The 20,307-nt window shown below is 73.4% G+C and carries 13 protein-coding genes; 10 read left to right on the top strand and 3 right to left on the bottom strand.

What is annotated here, in order from left to right; genetic code table 11:
- Window positions 1–361 precede the first annotated feature (361 nt).
- The 5 genes from ABZ249_RS05475 to ABZ249_RS05495 all read left to right on the top strand — a co-directional run bounded on the left by ABZ249_RS05475 (window position 362) and on the right by ABZ249_RS05495 (window position 9,469).
- Window positions 362–2,419, top strand: a complete 2,058-nt coding sequence (locus tag ABZ249_RS05475; protein ID WP_355257654.1) for a serine/threonine-protein kinase — start codon at window positions 362–364, stop codon at window positions 2,417–2,419.
- A gap of 112 nt (window positions 2,420–2,531) precedes the next feature.
- On the top strand, window positions 2,532–4,661 hold the full coding sequence (locus tag ABZ249_RS05480) for a serine/threonine-protein kinase (protein WP_355257657.1): 2,130 nt from the start codon (window positions 2,532–2,534) through the stop codon (window positions 4,659–4,661).
- 10 nt (window positions 4,662–4,671) lie between these two features.
- Entirely contained in the window at window positions 4,672–6,729 is a 2,058-nt protein-coding gene (locus ABZ249_RS05485) for a serine/threonine-protein kinase (protein WP_355257660.1), read from the top strand.
- A gap of 47 nt (window positions 6,730–6,776) precedes the next feature.
- Window positions 6,777–8,792 (top strand): acyl-ACP thioesterase, encoded by a 2,016-nt coding sequence (locus tag ABZ249_RS05490; protein WP_355257663.1) that lies wholly within the window; start codon window positions 6,777–6,779, stop codon window positions 8,790–8,792.
- Window positions 8,793–8,950: 158 nt separating this feature from the next.
- Window positions 8,951–9,469, top strand: coding sequence for a hypothetical protein (locus ABZ249_RS05495; protein ID WP_355257666.1), 519 nt, complete (start codon window positions 8,951–8,953; stop codon window positions 9,467–9,469).
- Here ABZ249_RS05495 and eccD read toward each other — a convergent pair.
- Window positions 9,466–10,800, bottom strand: a complete 1,335-nt coding sequence (gene eccD / locus ABZ249_RS05500; protein WP_355257942.1) for a type VII secretion integral membrane protein EccD — start codon at window positions 10,798–10,800, stop codon at window positions 9,466–9,468. The two genes, ABZ249_RS05495 and eccD, sit on opposite strands and share 4 nt — an antisense overlap.
- 288 nt (window positions 10,801–11,088) lie before the next feature.
- Between eccD and eccCa the strand changes: the two genes are divergently transcribed.
- Window positions 11,089–15,042: a type VII secretion protein EccCa gene (gene eccCa, locus ABZ249_RS05505; protein ID WP_355257945.1), complete on the top strand. Its 3,954-nt coding sequence runs from the start codon at window positions 11,089–11,091 to the stop codon at window positions 15,040–15,042.
- A gap of 333 nt (window positions 15,043–15,375) precedes the next feature.
- Here eccCa and ABZ249_RS05510 read toward each other — a convergent pair whose 3' ends face one another.
- Both ABZ249_RS05510 and ABZ249_RS05515 read right to left on the bottom strand, forming a co-directional pair.
- A complete protein-coding gene (locus tag ABZ249_RS05510) occupies window positions 15,376–16,416 on the bottom strand; it encodes a PQQ-binding-like beta-propeller repeat protein (protein ID WP_355257669.1) in 1,041 nt (346 codons plus the stop codon).
- A 275-nt stretch (window positions 16,417–16,691) separates the two neighbouring features.
- Window positions 16,692–17,270 (bottom strand): hypothetical protein, encoded by a 579-nt coding sequence (locus ABZ249_RS05515; protein WP_355257672.1) that lies wholly within the window; start codon window positions 17,268–17,270, stop codon window positions 16,692–16,694.
- Window positions 17,271–18,025: 755 nt separating this feature from the next.
- On the opposite strand from ABZ249_RS05515, the gene ABZ249_RS05520 reads away from it, so the two are divergent.
- From ABZ249_RS05520 to ABZ249_RS05535, 4 genes are all read left to right on the top strand, one after another.
- Window positions 18,026–19,150, top strand: a complete 1,125-nt coding sequence (locus tag ABZ249_RS05520) for a hypothetical protein (protein ID WP_355257675.1) — start codon at window positions 18,026–18,028, stop codon at window positions 19,148–19,150.
- Window positions 19,151–19,372: 222 nt separating this feature from the next.
- A complete protein-coding gene (locus ABZ249_RS05525) occupies window positions 19,373–19,621 on the top strand; it encodes a hypothetical protein (protein WP_255646960.1) in 249 nt (82 codons plus the stop codon).
- A gap of 36 nt (window positions 19,622–19,657) precedes the next feature.
- Window positions 19,658–19,954: a WXG100 family type VII secretion target gene (locus ABZ249_RS05530; protein ID WP_220564331.1), complete on the top strand. Its 297-nt coding sequence runs from the start codon at window positions 19,658–19,660 to the stop codon at window positions 19,952–19,954.
- 14 nt (window positions 19,955–19,968) lie between these two features.
- Window positions 19,969–20,280 (top strand): hypothetical protein, encoded by a 312-nt coding sequence (locus tag ABZ249_RS05535; protein ID WP_220564330.1) that lies wholly within the window; start codon window positions 19,969–19,971, stop codon window positions 20,278–20,280.
- The last annotated feature ends 27 nt before the right edge of the window (window positions 20,281–20,307 follow it).

Genomic DNA, 20,307 nt, shown 5'->3' on the forward strand with positions numbered 1-20,307 from the left:
CCCGGCCCCCGGACCACCCCGAGGGTCCACCGGCCCCGGGCCCACCTGCCCGGGCCGACGGCGGGCACACCTCCGGCCCGACCCGGCCCCCGAGCCACCCCGAGGGTCCACCGTCCCGGGGTCCGCGGCGTCGCGATACCGGGGCGGTCCACTCATTCAAGGACTTTCTTCTCTTCCGCCCCAGAGCACCCAGGAGATCGGCGACGATCAGCCGCATAGGCGGACGAGGTACGGGAAACAGCATCAAGGGCGACCTTGGTCCCGAATCGTGCCCTAACGACGCCGACAACGGACTAAGGTGTCCCCTACCCCTCTCGCCCCGACCGCGTCCTCACCCACCCCTGGACCCCCCAGAGGACCCATGCGCCCCCTCACCCCCGACGAGCCCGACCGCCTCGGTGGTTTCCGCCTGATCGCCCATCTCGGTTCCGGCGATCTGGGCGCCGTGTACCTGGGCGTCTCCCCCGACGGCCGCCCCGCCGCGGTGCGCGCCGTACGCCGGGACTTCGCCGCTGACCCCGGGTTCCGCACCGGTTTCGCCCGCGACGCCGCCGAGGCCGCCCTCGTGCGCGGCCGCTTCACCCCTCCCCTGCTGGGCCACGACCTGTCCGCGGAACACCCCTGGGTGGCCACCGGCTTCGTCGCCGGCCCCTGCCTGCGCGACCTCGTCCGCGGCGGCGGGCCCCTGCCCGAGCCCTCCCTGCTCCTCCTGGCCCGGGGCCTGGCCGAGGCCCTGGAACGGCTGCACGGCCAGGGGTGCGTCCACCGCGACCTGTCCCCGGCGCACGTGCTCGTGGACGCCGCCGGACCGCGGCTGATCGGCCTGGGCATCGGCCGCGCCCTGGCGGACTCCGCCGCGCTCCGGGAGGCCCGACCGCCCGCCTACACCGCGCCCGAATACCTGGCCGGGCGCACCGTGCTGCCGGCCGGGGACCTGTTCTCGCTGGGCTCGGTCCTGTTGTTCGCCGCTACCGGCCGCGCCCCCTTCGACGCGGGGCCCGTGTCCGGGGCCGACGACCCGGCCGCGGTGGTCCGCCGGGTGCTGCGCGAGCCCCCGGACCTGTCCGGCCTCCCGGACTCGCTGCGAGACCTGGTCGGAGCCTGCCTGGACAAGCTCCCGGAGAACCGGCCGACGGCGGCGCGGCTGCTGGACGAGCTGGGCGGGCCGCTGCCCGAGGAGCCCCCGGAACCCGGCTGGCTGCCGCCCCGGAGCCGCGCGGCGGTCACCCGGGCGGAGGAGTCCTACCGCTCCGTGGCCGCCCCCGTCCTGGGGCCGCTGCCCCGGCCCGGGTTCGACCCCTTCCCCGTGACCGCCGCCCCCGGGCCCCGGCGGCGCGGTCGCGTCCTGCTGCGGCTGTGCGCGGTGCTCGCGGTCCTGCTGCTGATCGGGGTGGCGGGCGTGTACACGCTCTCCGGCCCGCGGGGCGGCTCCGGGCCCGCGGCCTCGTCCTGCCCCCTGCGCGACGGCGTCGCGGAGAGCCTGCCCCCGCCCGAGGACCCGCAGGTGGACTTCTCCGCCGACACCCTGGTGGAGCTGTCGTTCTCCCCGGACGGCGCGACCCTGGCCGTGGCCACCAACGACGGGGTCACCCTGTGGGACTGGCGCTCCTCCCTGGCCGTGGCGCACCTGCCCAACGACCGCGCGCTGCTGCCGCCCGCCCCGGCGGCCTTCAGCCCGGACGGCTGCCTGGTGGCCCAGGCCTCCCGGCAGGGCGCCCTGGTCACCGACCTGGCCACCGGGCGGAACCGGACGGTGGCCGCGGAGCGGCAGGTGCTGGCGGCGGCGTTCAGCCCCGACGGCGGGGAGCTGGCCCTGGCCACGGACGGCGGCCCCGGGCACGGCTACCTGCACCTGTACGACACCGTGTCCTGGGAGGAGACCGGTTCGCTCTCCGGATCGGGCGCCCTGGCCGACGTGCGGTACACACGCGACGGGCGGACCGTCGCGGCCGGGGAGTCCGGCGGCGGGGTCGTCGCCTGGCGCACCTCCGGGGAGCACCGGATCGGCGTCGTGCGGGACCGCAGCGGCGCGGGGGCGGGCGCGTTCGACGTGGTCCCCGGGGACGGGGGGGTACTGGTGCCCCGCGGCGACCGGGTGCTGCTGGTGGACCCGAGCACGGACCGGGAGGTGCGCGAGTTCGTCCCGGACCAGGGCCACGGCGTCCCCGTCGACGTGGTCTACAGCGCCTCCTCGGACCTGGTCATCGCCGCCCTGCTGGGCCCGGGGACCGACGAGGCGGGCATGGCGGTGTGGGACTTCGCGAGCGGCGCGCCGGAGGACACCCAGTGGACGCCGCCCGCGCTGTTCCCCGTCGCGATCTCGCCGGACGGGTCGCGGGTGGCGGGCGTGCGCCAGGAGACCGGTGATATCGCCGTGTACGACATGGAAATGACGCTCATGGGCCTGCTGGCCGGGTGATCACCCGGGGTCCCGGTTCGGGCACTCCTCGAACGGTTCATCACGGGACCGCTACATTGACGGAGGACCCTCTCCGCCCCCGTACCCCGCACCCGTGAGGAACGTGTCCGCCGTGCGACCACTGTCCCCCGACGATCCGCAGCGCATCGGGCCCCACCGCCTGCTCGCCCGCCTGGGCGAGGGCGGCATGGGCAGGGTCTACCTGGCCCGGACCCCGGACGGCCATCTGTCCGCGCTCAAGGTGGTCCGCGAGGAACTGGCCCACGACCTGCTGTTCCGCAAGCGGTTCTCCCGCGAGGTGCGCACCGCGGGCCGGGTGCGCGGGCCGTTCACCCCCGCCGTGGTGGACGCCGACACCGAGACGGACGTGCCGTGGATGGCCACCGAGTACGTCCCGGGGCCGACCCTCAAGGAGGCGGTGCTGTCCGGTGCGCCGTTCCCCCCGGAGTCGCTGCTGGTCCTCACCCTGGGCCTGGCCCGGGCGCTGGGGACCATCCACGAGGCGGGGCTGATGCACCGCGACCTCAAGCCGAGCAACGTACTGCTGTCCCCGCGCGGACCGCAGGTGATCGACTTCGGCATCGCCCGCGCGGTGGAGGGCACGGTGCTGACCCGCACCGGGCAGACCTTCGGCACCCCCGCCTACACCTCGCCCGAGCAGGTGGTGGGCGAGGGCGTCTCCCCCAAGAGCGACGTGTTCTCCCTGGCCGGGACGGTGCTGTTCGCGGCGAGCGGCGAACCGCCCTTCGGCGGGGGCCCGGTCGGCGGGGTGCTGCGGCGCGTGATGACCGGGGTGCCGAACCTGGCGGCCGCCCCCGAGGGGCCGCTGCGCGACATGCTCGCCCGCTGCCTGGCCAAGGACCCGGACGCGCGCCCGGAGGCCGCCGACATCCTCGCCGGGCTGGCGGAGCTGCCGCTGCCCTCCGCCGAGCACGGCTGGCTGCCCTCGCCGGTGACCGAGCAGATCGACCTCCGGAAGGACCGGGCCCGGTCCGTGGAGGAGGCCGAGCGCACCACCGAGGAGATGGCGCCGCCCCCTCCGTCCGTGCCCGGGCCGGAGGCGGTCCTGCCCGGCACCGGGCCCGGGTCCCCGCCCGGGCCCGGCGGCCGGGACCGCACACGCCGCCAGATCACCGCGGTGTCGGCGGCGGCCGCGGCGGCGGTCCTGCTGGGCGGCACCGCGCTGGCCCTGACCCTGCCCGAACGCGGGTCGCCGGCCGGGGGACCGGGGGCGGACCCCTCCGCCACGGCCGCCGCCGAACCGTCGGGGAGCCCGTCCGCCGAACCGTCGGAGGGCGGGGAGTCCCCGCTGGCCGGCTGGATCTACGACATGGTGTTCTCCGAGGACGGGGACACCCTGTACGTCTTCGGGATCTCCGGGGTCTCGGTCTGGGACTGGCGCGGCCAGGAGCTGGTCCGGACCCTGGCCTCCCCCGCCCCCGAGGCCGCGGACCTGCGCCCCGACGGCCTGACCGCCGTCGGCTTCGGCCTCAACGACGAGTACGTCATGCTGTGGGACGCCGAGACCGGCGAGGAGATCACCCGGATCGGCTACGACAACCAGGACCGGGGCTTCTACGACATGCCGGCCTTCACCGCCGACGGGTCCCGGGTGGCCGTGCTGGCCGCCGAGGGCGGGAACCCGGACAACGACCGGCTCATCCAGATCTGGGACGTGGAGACCGGGGACCCCGGCGACCTGGAGATCCCGGTGGACGGGGCGCTCAGCGAACTGGAGTTCGCCGTCGGCGACGCGTACCTGGTGGGCCTCGTCACGGACTGGGGCGACGACCCCTCCGACGTGACCGTCTGGGACGCGGAGACCGGCGAGGTCGTCCACACCCTGCCGGGGGAGCAGGGGGTGCTCGGCTACACGGCCCTGTCACCCGACGGCCGGACCATGGCGGTCCACAACCGGGAGGGGGAGGTCAGGACCGTCGACATCGCCACCGGGGCGGTGCTGCGCACCATGGACCCCCCGTCCGAGGAGCACGACTCCATCACCGGGCTCGGCTACTCCCACGACGGCGGCCTGCTGTACGGCGCCGCCTTCGGGTGGGCCGAGGACCGGGGCAGCGCCTGGGACCCGGCCACAGGGGAGCTGGTGCGCGATACCGACGTGCCGGTGTACGCGCCGCTGGCGGCCCACCCCGACGGGGAGCACCTGGCGGTCGTCGCGGACGGCGGGGGCCGGATCCTGATCCTCGACGGCGAGTACGCCACCGTGGCCGAGCTGACCTGAGGAGCCCGTCATGCGACCACTGACCCTCGGCGACCCGCGCGATGTCGGCCCCTACCGGATCCGGGCGCTGCTCGGGGTGGGCGGCATGGGCCGTGTCTACCTGGGCACCGGCCCCGACGGCACCGTCGCCGCCGTCAAGGCGGTGCGCGCCGAGTACGCCTACGACCCCGACTTCCGAGGCCGGTTCGCACGCGAACTGGACCTGGCCCGCCGCGTGCACGGCCCCTACACCCCCCGGGTGCTGGACGCCGATCCGGCCGGGCAGACGCCGTGGATGGCCACCGAGTACGTCATGGGGCCCTCCCTGCACGACCTGGTGCAGCTCACCGGCCCGCTCACCGAGGAGGCGGTCCGGTTCCTGGGCCGGGGGATCGCCGAGGCGCTGGGCCGGGTGCACGCCGACGGGACGGTGCACCGCGACCTCAAGCCCGGCAACGTGATGGTGTCCGCGTCCGGCCCGCAGGTGATCGACTTCGGCATCGCGGGCGCGCTGGGGGACGCCCACGGCGAGGACGGCCGGATCATCGGCACCCCCGGGTACATGGCGCCGGAGAACGTGCGGAACGAGCCCGGCGGGACCGTGTCCGACGTGTTCGCGCTGGGCGGCGTACTGGTCTACGCCCTCACCGGCAGCGGCCCCTTCGGCGAGGGCCACCCGTCGGCGGTGCTGTACCGGATCACCCACCACGACCCGGTGCTGACCGGGGTGCCCGACTCCCTGCGGCCGCTGGTCACCGCCTGCCTGGAGAAGGACCCGGCCCTGCGGCCCACCACGGGCGAGGTCCTGGAGGTGCTGGGCGGCCCGGCCCCGCCCGCGGCCTCCGCCGCGGACTGGCTGCCGCCGCCCGCCGCGGCGCTCCTGGAGGCCACGGCCCGCGAGTACCGGGAGGCCGTGGAGTCGTCCGTGTACGCCCACCCGCTGGACAGGAGCGCGCTGGAGCGGTCCCGGCGGCGCCGCCGGCTCCTGGCCGCGGGCGCGGCCGCCACCGCGCTGGCCCTGGCCGGCGGGGTCGGCACCTGGGCCGCCGTGTCGTCCCCTGGCGGGGAGGACGGGGGGCCCGAGGAGCGCCCCGGCTCCCGCGAGCGGTGCGACCTGGCCGAGCACATCGCCCCCGAGTACGCCGACGCCGCCCGGGAGCACCCCCGGGCCCCCGGTTCGCAGATGCTCACCCCGGTGTTCTCCCCCGACGGCGACGTCATGGTGGCCGGGGGCGACAGCGGCATCGCCCTGTGGGACTGGCGGGAGAAGACCGAGCTGGGCCTCATCGGCATCGAGACGGACGGCTTCGGGGCCGTCCCGGTGGTGTCCCCCGACGGCTGCCGCATCGCCTACGCCGACTCCGACGGGGTCCACGTCATCACGGTCGAGACCGGGGAGCACCGGGTCCTCCAGGAGGGCACCGACGCCGAGACGGTGGCGTTCGCCGCCGACGGCGGGTCCCTGCTGTACTCGGACTGGGGGTCGGACGCCGCCGTGATCGAGCTGGACCTGGAGACCGGCGAGGCCACCGGCCTCTACAAGGGGCCGGGCCCCGCCGACGAGATACGGACGACCCCCGACGGCGGACACGTCGTCGGCGTGGACCACAACGGGGTGCTGATCCTGTGGGAGGCCGGCACCCGCGAGGAGGTCCTGCGCCTGGAGGGGGTGCGGTCCACGCTGGGCTCCAACATCGCGTTCTCCGGATCGGAGATGTTCCACGTCACCCAGGACGGGCGGATCGTCCGCACCTCCCTGCCCGACGGGGAGCGGCTCGGGGAGTTCACCGCGGAGGTCCCCGAGGGCGGCTCTCTGGAAGAGGTCGCCGTGAACCCGACGGCCGACCGGGTGTACGCCAACTACAAGGGGTCGGACTTCTTCATCACCGAGGACGACCTGCCGCTGTTCGGGACCAAGGTGTGGGAGCTGTCCACCGGGCGGGAGATCACCGAGGACGGCGACGAGGGGTTCATCGAGTGGCTCACCGTGCACCCCGACGACGAGGTGCTCGCCGCCGTCCCCATCGGCAACGCGCCCGTCTGGGTGATCGACCCCGCCCGCATGAGGCTGATCGACCGCATCGGCTGATCCCCGCCGGCCGCCCCGCCCCGCTCCCGGAGACCCTCTGAAGGACCATGCAGCCCCTGCACCCGCACGACCCGCCCTCCGTCGGCCCCTACCGGCTCCACTCCCGGCTGGGCGAGGACGCCTACGCGCGCGTCTACCTGGCCTCCGCCCCGGGCGGGCCGCCCGCGGCCGTGCGCGTGGTGCGCTCCGAACACGCCACCGACGCCCGGTTCCGCGCGGCGTTCGGCGAGCTGGTGGAGGCCGGGTACCGGCTGGAGAGCGACCGTGTGTGCACGGTGCTGGCCGCCGACCTGCGCGGCGCGGTGCCGTGGGCGGCGGTGGAGCACCCCTACGGCATGGGGCTCCCCGACCTGGTGGCCGAGGTCGGGCCGCTGTCCACGGACGCTCTGCACGCGCTCGCCCTGCACCTGGCGCTGGCGCTCGACGACGTGCACGCGGCGGGCCGGGCGCACGGGTCGCTGTGGCCGGCCGGGGTGCTGGTCACCACCGAACGGGCCCTGCTGGCCGACCCCGGCCTGGAGTGGGCGGTCGCCGGTGTGGACCTGCGGGCGCCGCACCCCTCCTTCGCCGCCCCCGAGGGCGGGACCGGCCCGGGCACCGACGTGTTCTCATGGGCGGCCACGGTGTCGTACGCCGCGAGCGGCCTGGAGGGCCCCGCCGGGCTGCCCCGGGTACCGCTGCAACTGCGCGGCCTGGTGGAGGCGTGCCTGCGCAACAGCCCGGTGCTGCGGCCCGGCACCGCCGACCTGGTGCGGATGCTCGGCGGGCCGCGCGCGGCCGACCCCTGGCCGCGGGAGGTGCTGGCGGCGGTGCGCGCCCGGGCCGGGGAGCAGCGGGCGCTGGTCGAGGCCGCCGGGGACGCCCCTGCCGCCACGGACCCGCGGCCGCGCCCCCGCCCGCGGCGGGCCGTCGCGCTGGCGGCCGGCGCGGTGGCGCTGGCCGCCGTCGCGTCCGCCGGCGTGTGGGCCTGGCGGGACGCGGGCCGGGAGGAGGAGCCCGCGGCCCCGGTGATGTCCGAGGGCTCCCCCTGTTCGGAGGGGGTCGCCTACCCCGCCCCGGAGGACCGGCTGTCCGGGGAGCGGGCCCCGGCCTGGGCGCTGTCCTTCGACCCCTCCGGGGAGCTGCTGGCGGTGCTCACCACCGAGGGGCTGAGCATCTGGGACTGGGACACCCGGGAGGAGGTGGCCCGGCTGGCCGGGGTGTCCGGGCCGACGGCCCCGGTGTTCTCCCCGACGGGCTGCCTGGTGGCGGCCGGGGTGGAGCGCGAACTCGACGGCGTGGACACGCCGGTGACCATGGCGACCTCGTTCGACCTGCCGTCCGGGACGACCGTCGAGCACCTGGGCCCGCAGCGCGGCCCCAGCGGCCCCGACGGGGTGTGGGTGGACGAGCCGGAGTCGGTCCGGGAGGTCGGGTTCAGCCCCGACGGCTCGCTGATGACGGTCTTCGTCGACGCCCGCATGCAGGAGCCCCACGTGGGCCTGGTGGACACCGCCACCGGGGAGCCGGTGGGTCAGGCGGTCGAGGACTCCGTCATCACGGCGTCCATGCCCGACTCGGAGCGGATCATCACGGCCGACGCCTCGCAGCTGACGGTGTGGGACGTGCGCAGCGGCGAGGAGCTGCACACCGTCCGGGACCTGACCGAGCCGGACTTCCTCGTGGTCCCCGGCACCGACGAGGTGGTGTTCGTCTCCGGGGACCGGCTGGTGTGGTGGGACTACGCGCGGCGCCGCGAGGTGCGGTCGTTCACGATGGGCGGGTTCGCCGACGCCGGGACGAGGGCCGAGCTGGGGCACCTGGGGTTCTCCCCCGACGGGGAGCGGCTCTACGCGGACTGGTACGTCTTCACCGGGGCGGAGGGGGACCAGACCGCCGAGCACACCTCGTACGTGTGGGACGTCCGCAGCGGCGAGGACCTGCTGGCCGGCGCCGAGGACCCGCTCCGGTTCCGGCGCGCGGCGGAGCACCCGGACGGGGAGGCCCTGGTGGTCATCACCCCCGAGGACCGGGTGGTCCCGGTGGACCCGGACACCTTCGAGCCCGGCGAGCCGCTCTTCTGACCGGGGCCGGCGGGCCGGCGACGGGGGTCCGGGCGTGGCGGGCCGGGCGCGGCGGCTCCGGTTGGCCGGAACGCGCCAGGGGCCGGGGATTCCGCCCGGCGCGGCGATGGGCGTTATAGCGTGAAAGACCGCTTTCACTCCCGGGGGGACGAACGAACATGTCGGAATCCGCAGCGGCGCGCCGTGCCGCACGCCACCCGGCCGTGGCCGCCCTGTCCGGCCTGATCGAGCGCACCGGCGGCTCGGCGCGCGTCGAGACCGTGTTCGGCGCGCCGGTCTCCGACGGGGCGACGACGGTCGTCCCGGTGGCCCGGGTGGCGTCGCTGACGCTCATGGGCGGCGGCTCGGGGCGGTTCCTGGCCACCGGGGGCGACGGTGCGGGCGGGGTCGGCGCCGTACGGGCGCGCCCGGCCGGGTTCCTGGTGCTGGACGGCTCCGGCGCCCGCTACGAGGGGATCCGGCAGCCGGTGACGGCGCTGGTCCTGCCGCTGGCGGTGATCGGCGCGGTGGTGGCCACCCGCATCGTCGGGGTGTCCCTGCGCGAGGTGCGGCGGCGCCGCCGGATCGCCGCCCTCACCGAGGGCGCCGCCGCGGGGGCGGCCGCCCGGGAGCACGGGGAGGAGCCTCCGGCCCGGGACCGGTCCGAAGCGGCGGCACCGCCCCGGGTCACGGACTAGCCGGTCATGCGGGCGACCAGGCCGAACAGCCCCATCGCCCAGGCGAAGACCCCGGACATCGCGATGACCACCAGGATCTCCGTCCAGTTCAGGAGGCGGCGCAGCGACGCGCGCGGCACGTCGGTCAGACGCACCCAGCTCAGCGAGGCCAGGATCACGCCCGCGAGCAGCGCGGCCCCCGGCAGCCAGGCGGCGAGGAACCCGTACTCCCCGGCCACCGCGAACCCGGTCGCGCCGAACCCGACCAGGCCGGCCAGGCGCAGCGGCAGCACGTGCCGGATCCGGTCGAACAGGCGCGAGCGCAGCACCAGCAGCGTCGACAGCAGACCGCACAGCAGCAGGTCCGGCAGCCCTTCGGCGAGCACCCCCAGCAGGACCACGACCGCGCCCCCCGACACCGCCGCGCCCGTCACGATGCCCAGCAGCAGCCGGTCGCTGTTGGTGAAGGTGTCCTCGAACCGCTCGGTGGCGACCTGCCCCGAACGGCCCACCTCGTAGTCGAGTCCCGACAGCCCGCCCATCACCATCGCCACCCGCGGCAGCACGCCCACGCACAGCGCCAGCAGGATCCCCATCGACCGCGCCCCGTACACGGGCGACACGAAGATGCCCACCACGACCAGCACCGCGGCCGCCAGCGCCACGACGCCCAGTCCGGCGATGTAGGGCAGGCCCGTCTCGTGCAGCGCCCAGCCCACCGCCGCCACCAGCAGCGCGCCGACCAGCGCGAACGCCAGTGTCACCAGGGGCTCGGAGCGGGTGACCAGCCCGGCGGCGGTCGCCGCCGCCACCCCGCCCCACACGCAGGAGGCGGCGAGCAGCACGTGCGCGACGGCGGGCAGCGGCCGCCGGGCGGCCATCACCATCGCGCCGATCGCGAACAGGGTGCCCAGCACCGCCACGGCCAGGTGCCAGGGCGACGGGTACAGGCGCATCGCCGGCCCGAGCACCGCCAGCGGCCCGATCACGGCGGCCAGCAGGCCGAACGCGAAGGTCGTGGTGGGGTTCCAGATCCGCGCCGTCGCGTCGATCCGGTCCTCGACCGCCCCGCGCACGTCGTCCACGTGCGCGGGTCTCCCCAGAGCGGTGCGCCGTTCCAGCAGCAGCACGTCGCCGTCGTGCACCCCCGCCCCCTCCAGGGGCTCGTCCGGGTGGACGGGGGCGCCGTCAACGGTGGTGAGCGTCCAGGCCGCGGGTTCCAGTGACCCGTCGTCGGGGGCGCAGACCTCGACGATGCGCGGCATCAGCGCGGCCACGGGCACCGTCCCGGGCAGGGCCAGATCCGCCCAGCGTTCCGGACCGGTGACGGTCACCCGGCAGTATCCACTCACACCCATCGTTCCTTCGTCGTCTCGGCTCGGACGCCTTGTGCGGCGTCATGACCGGTCGGGGGCTGGACTGAAGTGAAATTAGGCGATTCGCGGCGTTCGCGAGATCATGCCTAGCGTAGTCACCCAGACACCAGCCCCCTGTAGGTGGACGGAAGAGAGGTGCCCGTGGCGACGAGGACGGTCCCCCGGCCTGCCCGCAGCGTTCCCCCCGCCCCCGGGACGTCCCCGCTGGTCATCGCAGCCCCTCCGCAGATGCCCGAGAACGCGCCCGCGTCGAGTTCCGGTGCCATGATCATCATGCCGATCATCACCGGTTCGGGGTCGCTGCTGATGTCGATCACCATGGGTCACCGCCCGCTGATGGCCGTCGCCGGGGTCATGATCATGCTCGCCAGCGTGGTCGTGGGCATCATCATGTTCGTCGCCCAGCACAACGGCCCCCGCAAGCGCATCCGCGAGCAGCGCGAACGCTACCTCGACTACCTGGACCAGCTGCGCGAGATCGTCCGGGACGTCGCCTCGACCCAGCGGGCCGACAACGCGTTCCGCCACCCCGCCCCCGACCTGCTCACCGAGCCGGCGCGGTCGCGCGCCCGGCGCTGGGAGCGGCGCGCCACCGACCCCGACTTCCTCGACGCGCGCCTGGGCACGGGCACCCGGCCGCTGGCCCGGCGGCTCAAGCTGAAGGTCGACACCTCCTCCCCGCTCATCGTCTACGACCCCGTCTGCCAGGGCGCCGCCGACCAGCTCATCGACCTCTACGCGGACGTGCCCGAGATGCCGCTGGTGCTGCCGCTGCGCGAGTACGGCGTGGTCTCGGTGATCGGCGACCGGGCCGCCGGGCGCTCCCTGGTCCGGGCGCTCCTCGCCCAGCTCGCGGTGTTCCACTCCCCGCACGACCTGCGGGTGGGCGTGGTCCGCGACCAGCGGCTGCGCGACCGGTGGGAGTGGCTCAAGTGGCTGCCGCACAACACGTTCGAGGACGCCAAGGACGGGCCCATGCCCGCCCGGTTCGTCGCCGGGAACACGGTGCAGGCCGCCGAACTCCTCGCCGACGAGATCGAACGCCGCACCGTGGACCTGCAACGGCGGCGCGGACGCCCGCCGGGCCCGGGCACGCAGCGGCTGGTGGTGGTCCTCGACGGAGAGCACCAGTCCACCCTGTCCGGGCTGGCCGCCGAACCCCCGGTGGCCTCCCTGGCCGACCTGGGCATCCACGTCATCGCCCTGGTCTCCGACAAGCGCGAGGAGCCCGAGGCGGTCGACCTGCGCCTGCGCATCGACGCCGACGGGGTCCTGACCCAGGACGGCGACGGGCTCGCCACCGAGGACGGGGACCCCCTCCACCCGCCCCTGGAGGGCAGGGCGGACCGGGCCGGCGTCGCCCACCTCACCACCCTGTCCCGCCTCCTGGCGCCCTACGGCATCGCCGCCTCCGACGGCGACGACGCCATGCACTCCACCGTCGGCCTGCCCGAGATCCTCGGCGTGCCCGACGTCGCCCACCTCGACACCCGCCGCACCTGGGCGCGCCGCAGCACCGGCGACTACCTGCGGGTGCCCATCGGGATCGGGCCCGGCGGCAACACGGTGCTGCTGGACCTGAAGGAGGCGGCGTTCGGCGGCATGGGCCCGCACGGGCTGGTGGTCGGTGCCACCGGCTCCGGCAAGTCCGAGATGCTGCGGACCATGGTGGCGTCGCTGGTCATCAACCATTCGCCGGAGAACCTGGCACTGCTGCTGGTGGACTTCAAGGGCGGCGCGACCTTCGCCGACACCGACCGGCTGCCGCACAGCTCCGGGCTCATCACCAACCTGGCCGACGACGACTCGCTGGTGGCCCGGTTCCGCGAGGCCACCTTCGGCGAGCTGGTGCGCCGCCAGCAGATCCTCAAGGACGCCGGGAACCTGCCCAACCTGCACGCCTACGAGGCGGCCAGGGAGGGCGACCCCTCGCTGGAGCCGCTGCCGCACCTGCTCATCATCATCGACGAGTTCTCCGAGCTGCTCACCGCCCACCCGGACTTCGCCGAGCTGTTCGTGGCGATCGGACGCATCGGCCGGTCGATCGGCGTGCACCTGCTGCTGGCCACCCAGCGCCTGGAGTCCGGGAAGATCAAGGGGCTGGAGTCGCACCTGTCCTACCGGATCGGCCTGCGCACGTTCTCCGAGGCGGAGAGCCGCGAGGCGATCGGGGTGGGCGACGCCTACCACCTGCCGCCCGAGCCCGGCTCCGGGTACCTGAAGGTGGACACCTCGGTGTTCGAGCGGTTCAAGGCCGCCATGGTGTCGGGGCCCTACGAGCCGCCCGCGCAGGAGGAGAAGGACGAGCACGAGCCGGTGCTGCCGCTGCTGTCCTACAACGGCCTGGACAAGGTCACCGGCGCCGGGTCCCTGGTGGACTCCCTGATCGGCTCGCTCAAGGGCCGCCAGGAGGCGCCCAAGGCGGAGAAGCGGACCATCCTCCAGGTCATCGTGGACCGGCTGGTCGCCTCCGGGGCGGCGCCGGTGCGGCCGGTGTGGCTGCCGCCGCTGCCCGAGCTGCTCACCCTCGACACCGTGCTCGCCGCACTGGGCGAGGGCGGCGAGAACGGTGAGGACGGCGTGGAAGGCGCGGACGGCGGGAGCAGGGTCCCGGCGGGGCCGGGCACCGAGCCGCCGGCCGAGGAGATGCGCGCCGTGTTCGGGCTCACCGACATCCCGCGCGAGCAGCGCACCGTGCCCGCGGAGCTGGACTTCACCGGCGGCGAGGGCAACGTGGTGATCCTGGGCGGGCCCCAGTCCGGCAAGTCGACGATGCTGCGCACCCTGGTCGCCTCCCTCGCCTGGCGGTACCCGCCGGGCCGGGTCGTCGTGTACGCCATCGACTTCGGCGGCGGCGGGCTCCAGTCGCTCGACGGGCTGCCGCACGTGGCGGGCGTGGCCGGTCGCGCCGACCCCGAGAAGGTGCAGCGGGTGCTGGTGGACGTGCGCGCCCAGCTCGACCGGCGCCAGCGGGCGTTCCGCAAGTACAAGCTGGACTCCCCCGCGGCGCTGCGCCGGGCGCGCGCCGAGGGGAAGGTGCCCGAGAGCGTCTCGGGCGACGTGTTCCTGATGATCGACGGCTGGTCGTCGGTCCGGGACACCTTCGACGAGGCCGACGAGTTCCTCATGGACATCGCCACCCGGGGCCCCTCCCTGGGCGTGCACACCATCCTCACCGGGGCCGCGTCCTCCCAGGTGCGGTCCCGGCTCCAGGCGCTCTTCGGCGGCCGGTTCGAGCTGCGGCTCAGCGACCCCATGGACTCGGGGATCGGCCGCAAGGTCGCCGACGAGGTCCCCAAGGACACCCCGGGCCGCGGCCTGACCGCCGCCGAGCACCACACCCACGTGGCGCTGCCCCGGGTGGACGGGTCGGCGACCGACGCCGACCTGTCCGAGGGACTGGCCGACCTCGTCGCCCGCGTCGGCGAGCGCTGGCCCCAGGGCGCGGTGCAGGGCGTCAAGACCCTGCCCGCCCGGGTGGAGCTGGACGACCTGCTCAAGGGCCGCCGCGCCCCCCGGGGCCGCCGCCTGGAGCTGGTGCTGGGCATGGCCGAGAGCACCCTGGCCCCGGCCACCACCGACCTCACCCGCGACCCGCACCTGGTGGTGTTCGGCGACCCGCAGAGCGGCAAGAGCGCCCTGCTGCGCGGGCTGGTCAAGCAGATCATGCGGCGGCCGGCCAAGGAGATCGGCATCGTCATGGTGGACTTCCGGCGCAGCCACCTGGAGCTGGTGCCGGAGGAGTACCTGCTGGCGTACTGCACCACCACCGAGCAGACGAACGCGGTCGCCAGGAACCTCGCCGGTTCGCTCAAGGAGCGCCTGCCCGGCCCGGACGTCACCCCCAAGCAGCTGCGCGAGCGCAGCTGGTGGAAGGGCCTGGACCTGTACGTCGTCGTGGACGACATGGACATGACGGGGTCGCGGTCCAACCCGCTGGCGCCGCTGGCCCCGTTCATCCCCCAGGGCGCCGACCTCGGCCTGCACGTCATCGCGGCCCGCCGCACCGGCGGCGCGGCCCGCGCCCTGTTCGAACCGGTGCTCCAGGCGCTCAACGACATGGCCAGCCCGGGCGTGCTGTTCTCCGGCGACCGCATGGAGGGCCGCCTCTCCAACGGCACCGCCTCCCGCCAGCTCCCCCCGGGCCGCGCCCTGCTGGCCCGCCGCGGCCAGCGCCCGGACCTCCTCCAGGTCGGCTGGAGCGAACCCCCGGCCTGACCCCGCGCGGGGAGGCCCCGCCTCCCCGCGCCCGCCTGGCCGGAACCGGCCACCACCCCGGTCCGTCCGCTCCCGCAGGCCGGCATCCGGTGGCGTCCTCCCCGCGGCCTCCCCGGCTCCGAAGGGCTCTCAGGCCCTACCGGAACGGCCCCGGCGAAGTCGCGGCCGGGGCCGCGCCACGGCACACCGGAGCACCGTGTCCGTCCGCGCGAAGAGGTACAGGCCATCGCGTACCCGCATGCGCGGAGGTGCGGAGTCATCCGCCCCTCACCTCAGGCGACGGCCCGTTTTCATCCGCGGGCTCCACCGGAACCGGGGCTGTTCCGAACCGAGTCATTGGAGGGCGACGATGTGCTCGATCCCGTCGTCCCCCGTTGACGAGTCGACCGACGGGTACAGGAGCACGGCACCAGGCACCCTGAGCAGACGGCCCGGCTCACCCCTGTCCGCGGACTCCACGACCAGACCGGTCTCCACAAGAGCGCCGTCCCCGCCCTGCCAAGGCGTGACCTCGACATCGATCGTGTCTCCGTCCGGGCCGCGCTCCACGCGAACCCCCAGCAGGTCCTCGTCCACGACCGCCACCGCATCCCCGGGATCGGTGGGAATCGTGTGGAGGACCTGGCCGTCGAACCCCCGGAGCTCGAACACAGGGTCCTCGATCGTCCCCATGCGGGCCAGGTAGGCCTCGGCGGTCACATCGAGAACGTGCCCGGGAACCTCCTCGAGGAGATCGCCTGTGGCCGTGTCGAACAGCAGTTGTTCCGGGACCCCCGGCAGCTTCACCACCAATGTGTCCCCATACTGGGTCAGTCGGCTCTCCGGAAAGTAACCCTGGGTGTCGTCCACTGAGACCTCGTAGCACCACAGTTCCCGTCCGCTGCCGGGGTCCAGGGCTGCGAGGAGGTGGGTGGCCTGCTGCCCGGCCGAGTACATGGCCTCCTCTGACACATCCTCGGCGCAGTAGGCCAAAAGCACGACCGCGTCAACGTGGTAAGTGCCCCGGACCTGCCGGGAAGGCCCCTCGGAACACGCCACGGGTTCCTCCTGGCGCCACGCGGTCCGCCCGTCGTCCAGATCGGCGGCCTCCACTGAAAAGCCGTCCTCGTCGTAGTGGCGACGGATCTGGAGTTCCGCACCCGGCAAGCGGGAATCCCCGTCCCAGTGGGCGTCCTCCAACACGATCGAGCCGGTCGAGGTGTCGAGTAGGACCGCGACGGGTTCCCCCTCGTCATCGGTGTAGCGTACGGCCGCTCGAGTGCCGTCGGAGGAGACCTCGGTGTGAATCTCATCGACGCCGGGGACCGTATAGGTCCACAGTTCCTCACCGGTGTCGCCCCGAAGGCCGACGAAACCGCTGTCGAGTTCCACCACGGCCCCGACAGGAGTCGAATGGACATCACGGGCCCGAGTGTCCTCGGGCGGCTCCCACTCCCAGCCGACTCCGGAGACCGAAGTGACCGGATCCGGAGCCTGGAAGGTCTCGTCGCCAGTTCGGTGCAGCGGCCGTGAGGCCCCCTCGTGAACTCCACAGGCCGTGGTCAAAAGCGCGAGAACGATCCCCGCCGCCCACGCTTCACTTCGCAAGAACATTCGGTAGCGCATGGCATGCCTACATCCATTCCCGGGAGAACACGGTTCAGCGGGCTTCACAAGCGCCCGTCACCGCAGTCGACGTAGTCGGCAATGCTCTCGCGATACTCCTCCTGCGAATCGAAGGTGTCCACGAACCGGTCCTTGTAATCATCAACGAAGACTTCACCGGATACTTCGTCTCCGCACCAGCCCACGATGTTCTCACGCAGGAGGCGGTCAAGGGTGTCATCGATCAGGTTCAGGTCGTATGCGAACTCTTCCCAGGGAGCCCAACCGTCCTCGGGATCCTGCTCCACCCGAAAGCCTTCCTCCATAGATACAAGAATCCCGTTCTCCACCAGGGCATCGATGCCCTCTTCGCCGGCTCCGGACAGAATCTCTTCTGATCCGTACTCCTCCACCATCCGATCCAGGACCGCGATCCGCGCCGTCCGGGTCACCCACTCGGCATCATGCCACTCGTGCCATGGAGTCGGCTCCGACTCCACTTCAGGACCGGAACCGATCGAACACCCGACCACCCCGAACAGGGAGACCGAAAATCCAAGGAACAGAAACCGGGTTTTCAAAAGACCAATCGGCCAACCCTCCGAACCGCCCTTCTCCTCCAAAGAAATACGCATACCGATCACGCCTTTCAATAAAATCCGTCACACACCACTCAACATCCCCGCCCGCATCACCAGAAACATCGAAACAAAGAACTCTTCCGAGATCGTCACCCCAGAACGAACCACCCTCAAGCGATCTCTAATTCCACCCCGAAAAGAGTCGATGGTTTCACTACACGAACCCCTCTCCGTGATCGTTCCGGACGACGCTTTGCTCGGAAATCCCGGCCACAACCTCCCTCTGAACAGATTCGACAATAGATACCGCACCACCCTCCGCCCTGCACCCGCCCCACGGGCGGACCGGTCCCCCATCGACCCGGGATGGACTGCCGCCGGACTGCGGCGGTCGGCACATCCGGGCACCCACGGTCGACGCGGAGGCCGCTTCGGTGCCCCTTCGACCCGCCACCCCGGTCGTCCGCCGTCGATGCGCGGCGACGAACGGAAGCGGGAGGCCGCCTGACGGGGTACCGGGAGCGCTCTGGCGGCCGAAGGGGGGCGGCCGTTCCGACAGGAGGACGGGCCCGTGGAACACCTCGGCTGAAAGTCCCAGGACTCCGCCCCGGGCAGGGGACGCCGGCACCGACGGTGGCCGGAACCGGCCATCGGAGCGCACCGGAACCGGCCCGTCACCTCGTGCTCGCGGGTACCGCGTTCCATTCCGAGTCCCCCCGGTGAACGTTTTGTCACCGGTCGAACCGTAATCTTCCTAGGGGCATCCCACCCCCCGCACGCTCGGAACCCGGCACCGTTCCCCCGAAAGGCAGTCCCCCATGCGGCGCACCCTGGCTCTGACCGTGTGCCTGCTCGCGCTCACCGCCTGCACAGGCACAGCGGCGGACGAACCCGGCGAGGACACCCCCGAGACCGTCGAGGACCTCGCCGAGGAGGGACCCGTCGGCCTGGCCCTCGTGCACCGAGGCTACGAGGGCGGCGATCCCGAGGCCGACCAGGCCCTGGTCTTCCACGACGCGGAGACGGGGCGCCCCCTGCACCGGTTCGACCTGCCCGACGGCTCCGTCGACCCCATGGCCACCGCGCCGCCCGTGCACGCGCGCTTCTCCGAGGACTGGGCGTACTACGTGTACGCCACCCGCGAGCCCAACGCCGTCCACGTCGCCGTCCTCACGGACTCCGAGGAGACCCCGCCCACGGCCGAGCCCACCGAGGGGGAGGAGCCCTCCGCGTTCTTCTACCTGCCGGTGGAGAGCATCACCCCGCCCGCCGGGGAGGTGCTGTCCGCGCCGGCCGTGCACGGCGACCGCCTGTGGTTCGTCTCCGACAACCCCGCCGACGCCAACCCGCCCCGGGTGCTGTCGGTGCCCCTGGACGCCCCCGCGGGCACCCCCAACCAGGAGGGCAGCCTGCCGCTGGGCGAGAACCGGCGGCCCAGCGACTGGTCGCTCACCCCGGACGGGGCCCTGCACATCCGCGACAGCGTGCAGACCCGCACCGTGAGCGGCGGCGGGAACCTCGTGGTGCGCGAGACCTCCGGCAGCGTCGTCAACGCGACCCTGACCATCGACGGCGTCCCCTGGCAGAGCTTCGACGACGCGCCCGTCTGGGGTTCGGGGACCGCCCTGCTGCGGTCCGCCGCCACCGCCGGCGAGCCCGCCGCGGGCGCCTACCTGGTGTCCGTCGACGGACAGGCGCACACCGCCGCCCGGGTCCTGGAGGACGCCGACGGGCCCGTCGAGCAGTACGCGCTGCCGGCGGAGCGAGATGCGGCCCTGGTGCAGACGCCCGCCGCCTGGTTCCGGGTCGACCTGGGCGAGGACGGGGAGGTCGCCGGGACCGAGGAGCTGTTCCCCCGGTTCCACGACGCGTCCATGGACGGGTGGCCGCTGGCCGTGCGGTGGGTGCGCACTCCAGTCCCCGCAGAAAGCCCCACAGAATGAGACATTTCGGATGTCCGCCCCGCGTTGACCCTCAGGCCCGGAATTTACTATCGTCCGTATCGTCCCCTCCTTTCTCACGGTGGCCGAAAAGCCACCCGGAGGAACCCCCGCCCCCGAACAACCGGAAAGGTCACGATGTCACACGTCGGTATTGAGAATCACGACGCCCTCGCAAGCGGCGGAGAACAGCTCGGACAGGAATCCGACAATCTCCGGACCCAGATGGGGCAGCTCATCGACGACATGAGCCAGGACGCCAACGTCCTCCAGGGCCAGTCCCTCAAGGACTTCAACGACGCCAAGCAGGCCCTCTCCGAGCGCTTCGAAGAGCTCATGACCTGGTGCGGCCAGAACGGCATCAAGTTGAACGAGGGGCAGAGCCAGTTCAACCTCACCGACCAGGAATCGAGTGACGTCCTCGGACAGTCCGCCGCCGACCTCGGCGGACTTTCCCGGCCGATCAACGCCTGACCCCCGTTCCCTCTTTTCCGAGAAAGGGCGTACCCCATGGGAGCCTCCAACTTCGACGTCTACGGCGACGTCGCCGGTATCCAGGGCCTGGCCGAGGACCAGCAGGCGCACCTGGGCCGGTTCACCGCGATCATGAGCCAGATCCACGAGCAGTCCGAGTCCACCGTGAGCAAGTGGGAGGGGTCGGGCAGCCCGCAGTTCCAGAGCAAGGCGCAGGAGTTCGACACCCACTTCTCCGAGGTGAACGCGGCGTTCGCGACGCTGATCGCGGCCACCAGTGACACCGCGGACAACTACAGCAAGCTCACCCGGTACCTGGACGGTCTGTTCTAGTAGGCTCGGCGACGATGTCCACCCCTCCCCCGGCCGACCCGGAGCCGCAGCTCCCCGAGGCGTTCCACTACACGCCCGACGAGGAGAAGTACGTCCTCCAGGCGGACGCGCTGCGCCACCGCCAGCTGCGGTCGGCGCTGCTGTACGGGTCCAGCCGCTACTGGCGGCGGCGCCAGCAGGTGTGGCCCGCGGTGATCGGCGGACTCATCCTCGTCGCGCTGATCTGCGGCGTCATCGCCCTGGTGGGGGCCTTCGGCAGACAGCAGGAGGTCAACGAAGAACGCGGGTGGGGCGCGAACGCCCAGGAGACGTCCGCGCGGCCCTGACCCGCCGCCCGTCCACCCACACCTAGG

Origin of the sequence: Nocardiopsis sp. NPDC006139 (genome assembly GCF_040614155.1) — a bacterium.
GTDB lineage: Bacteria > Actinomycetota > Actinomycetes > Streptosporangiales > Streptosporangiaceae > Nocardiopsis > Nocardiopsis changdeensis.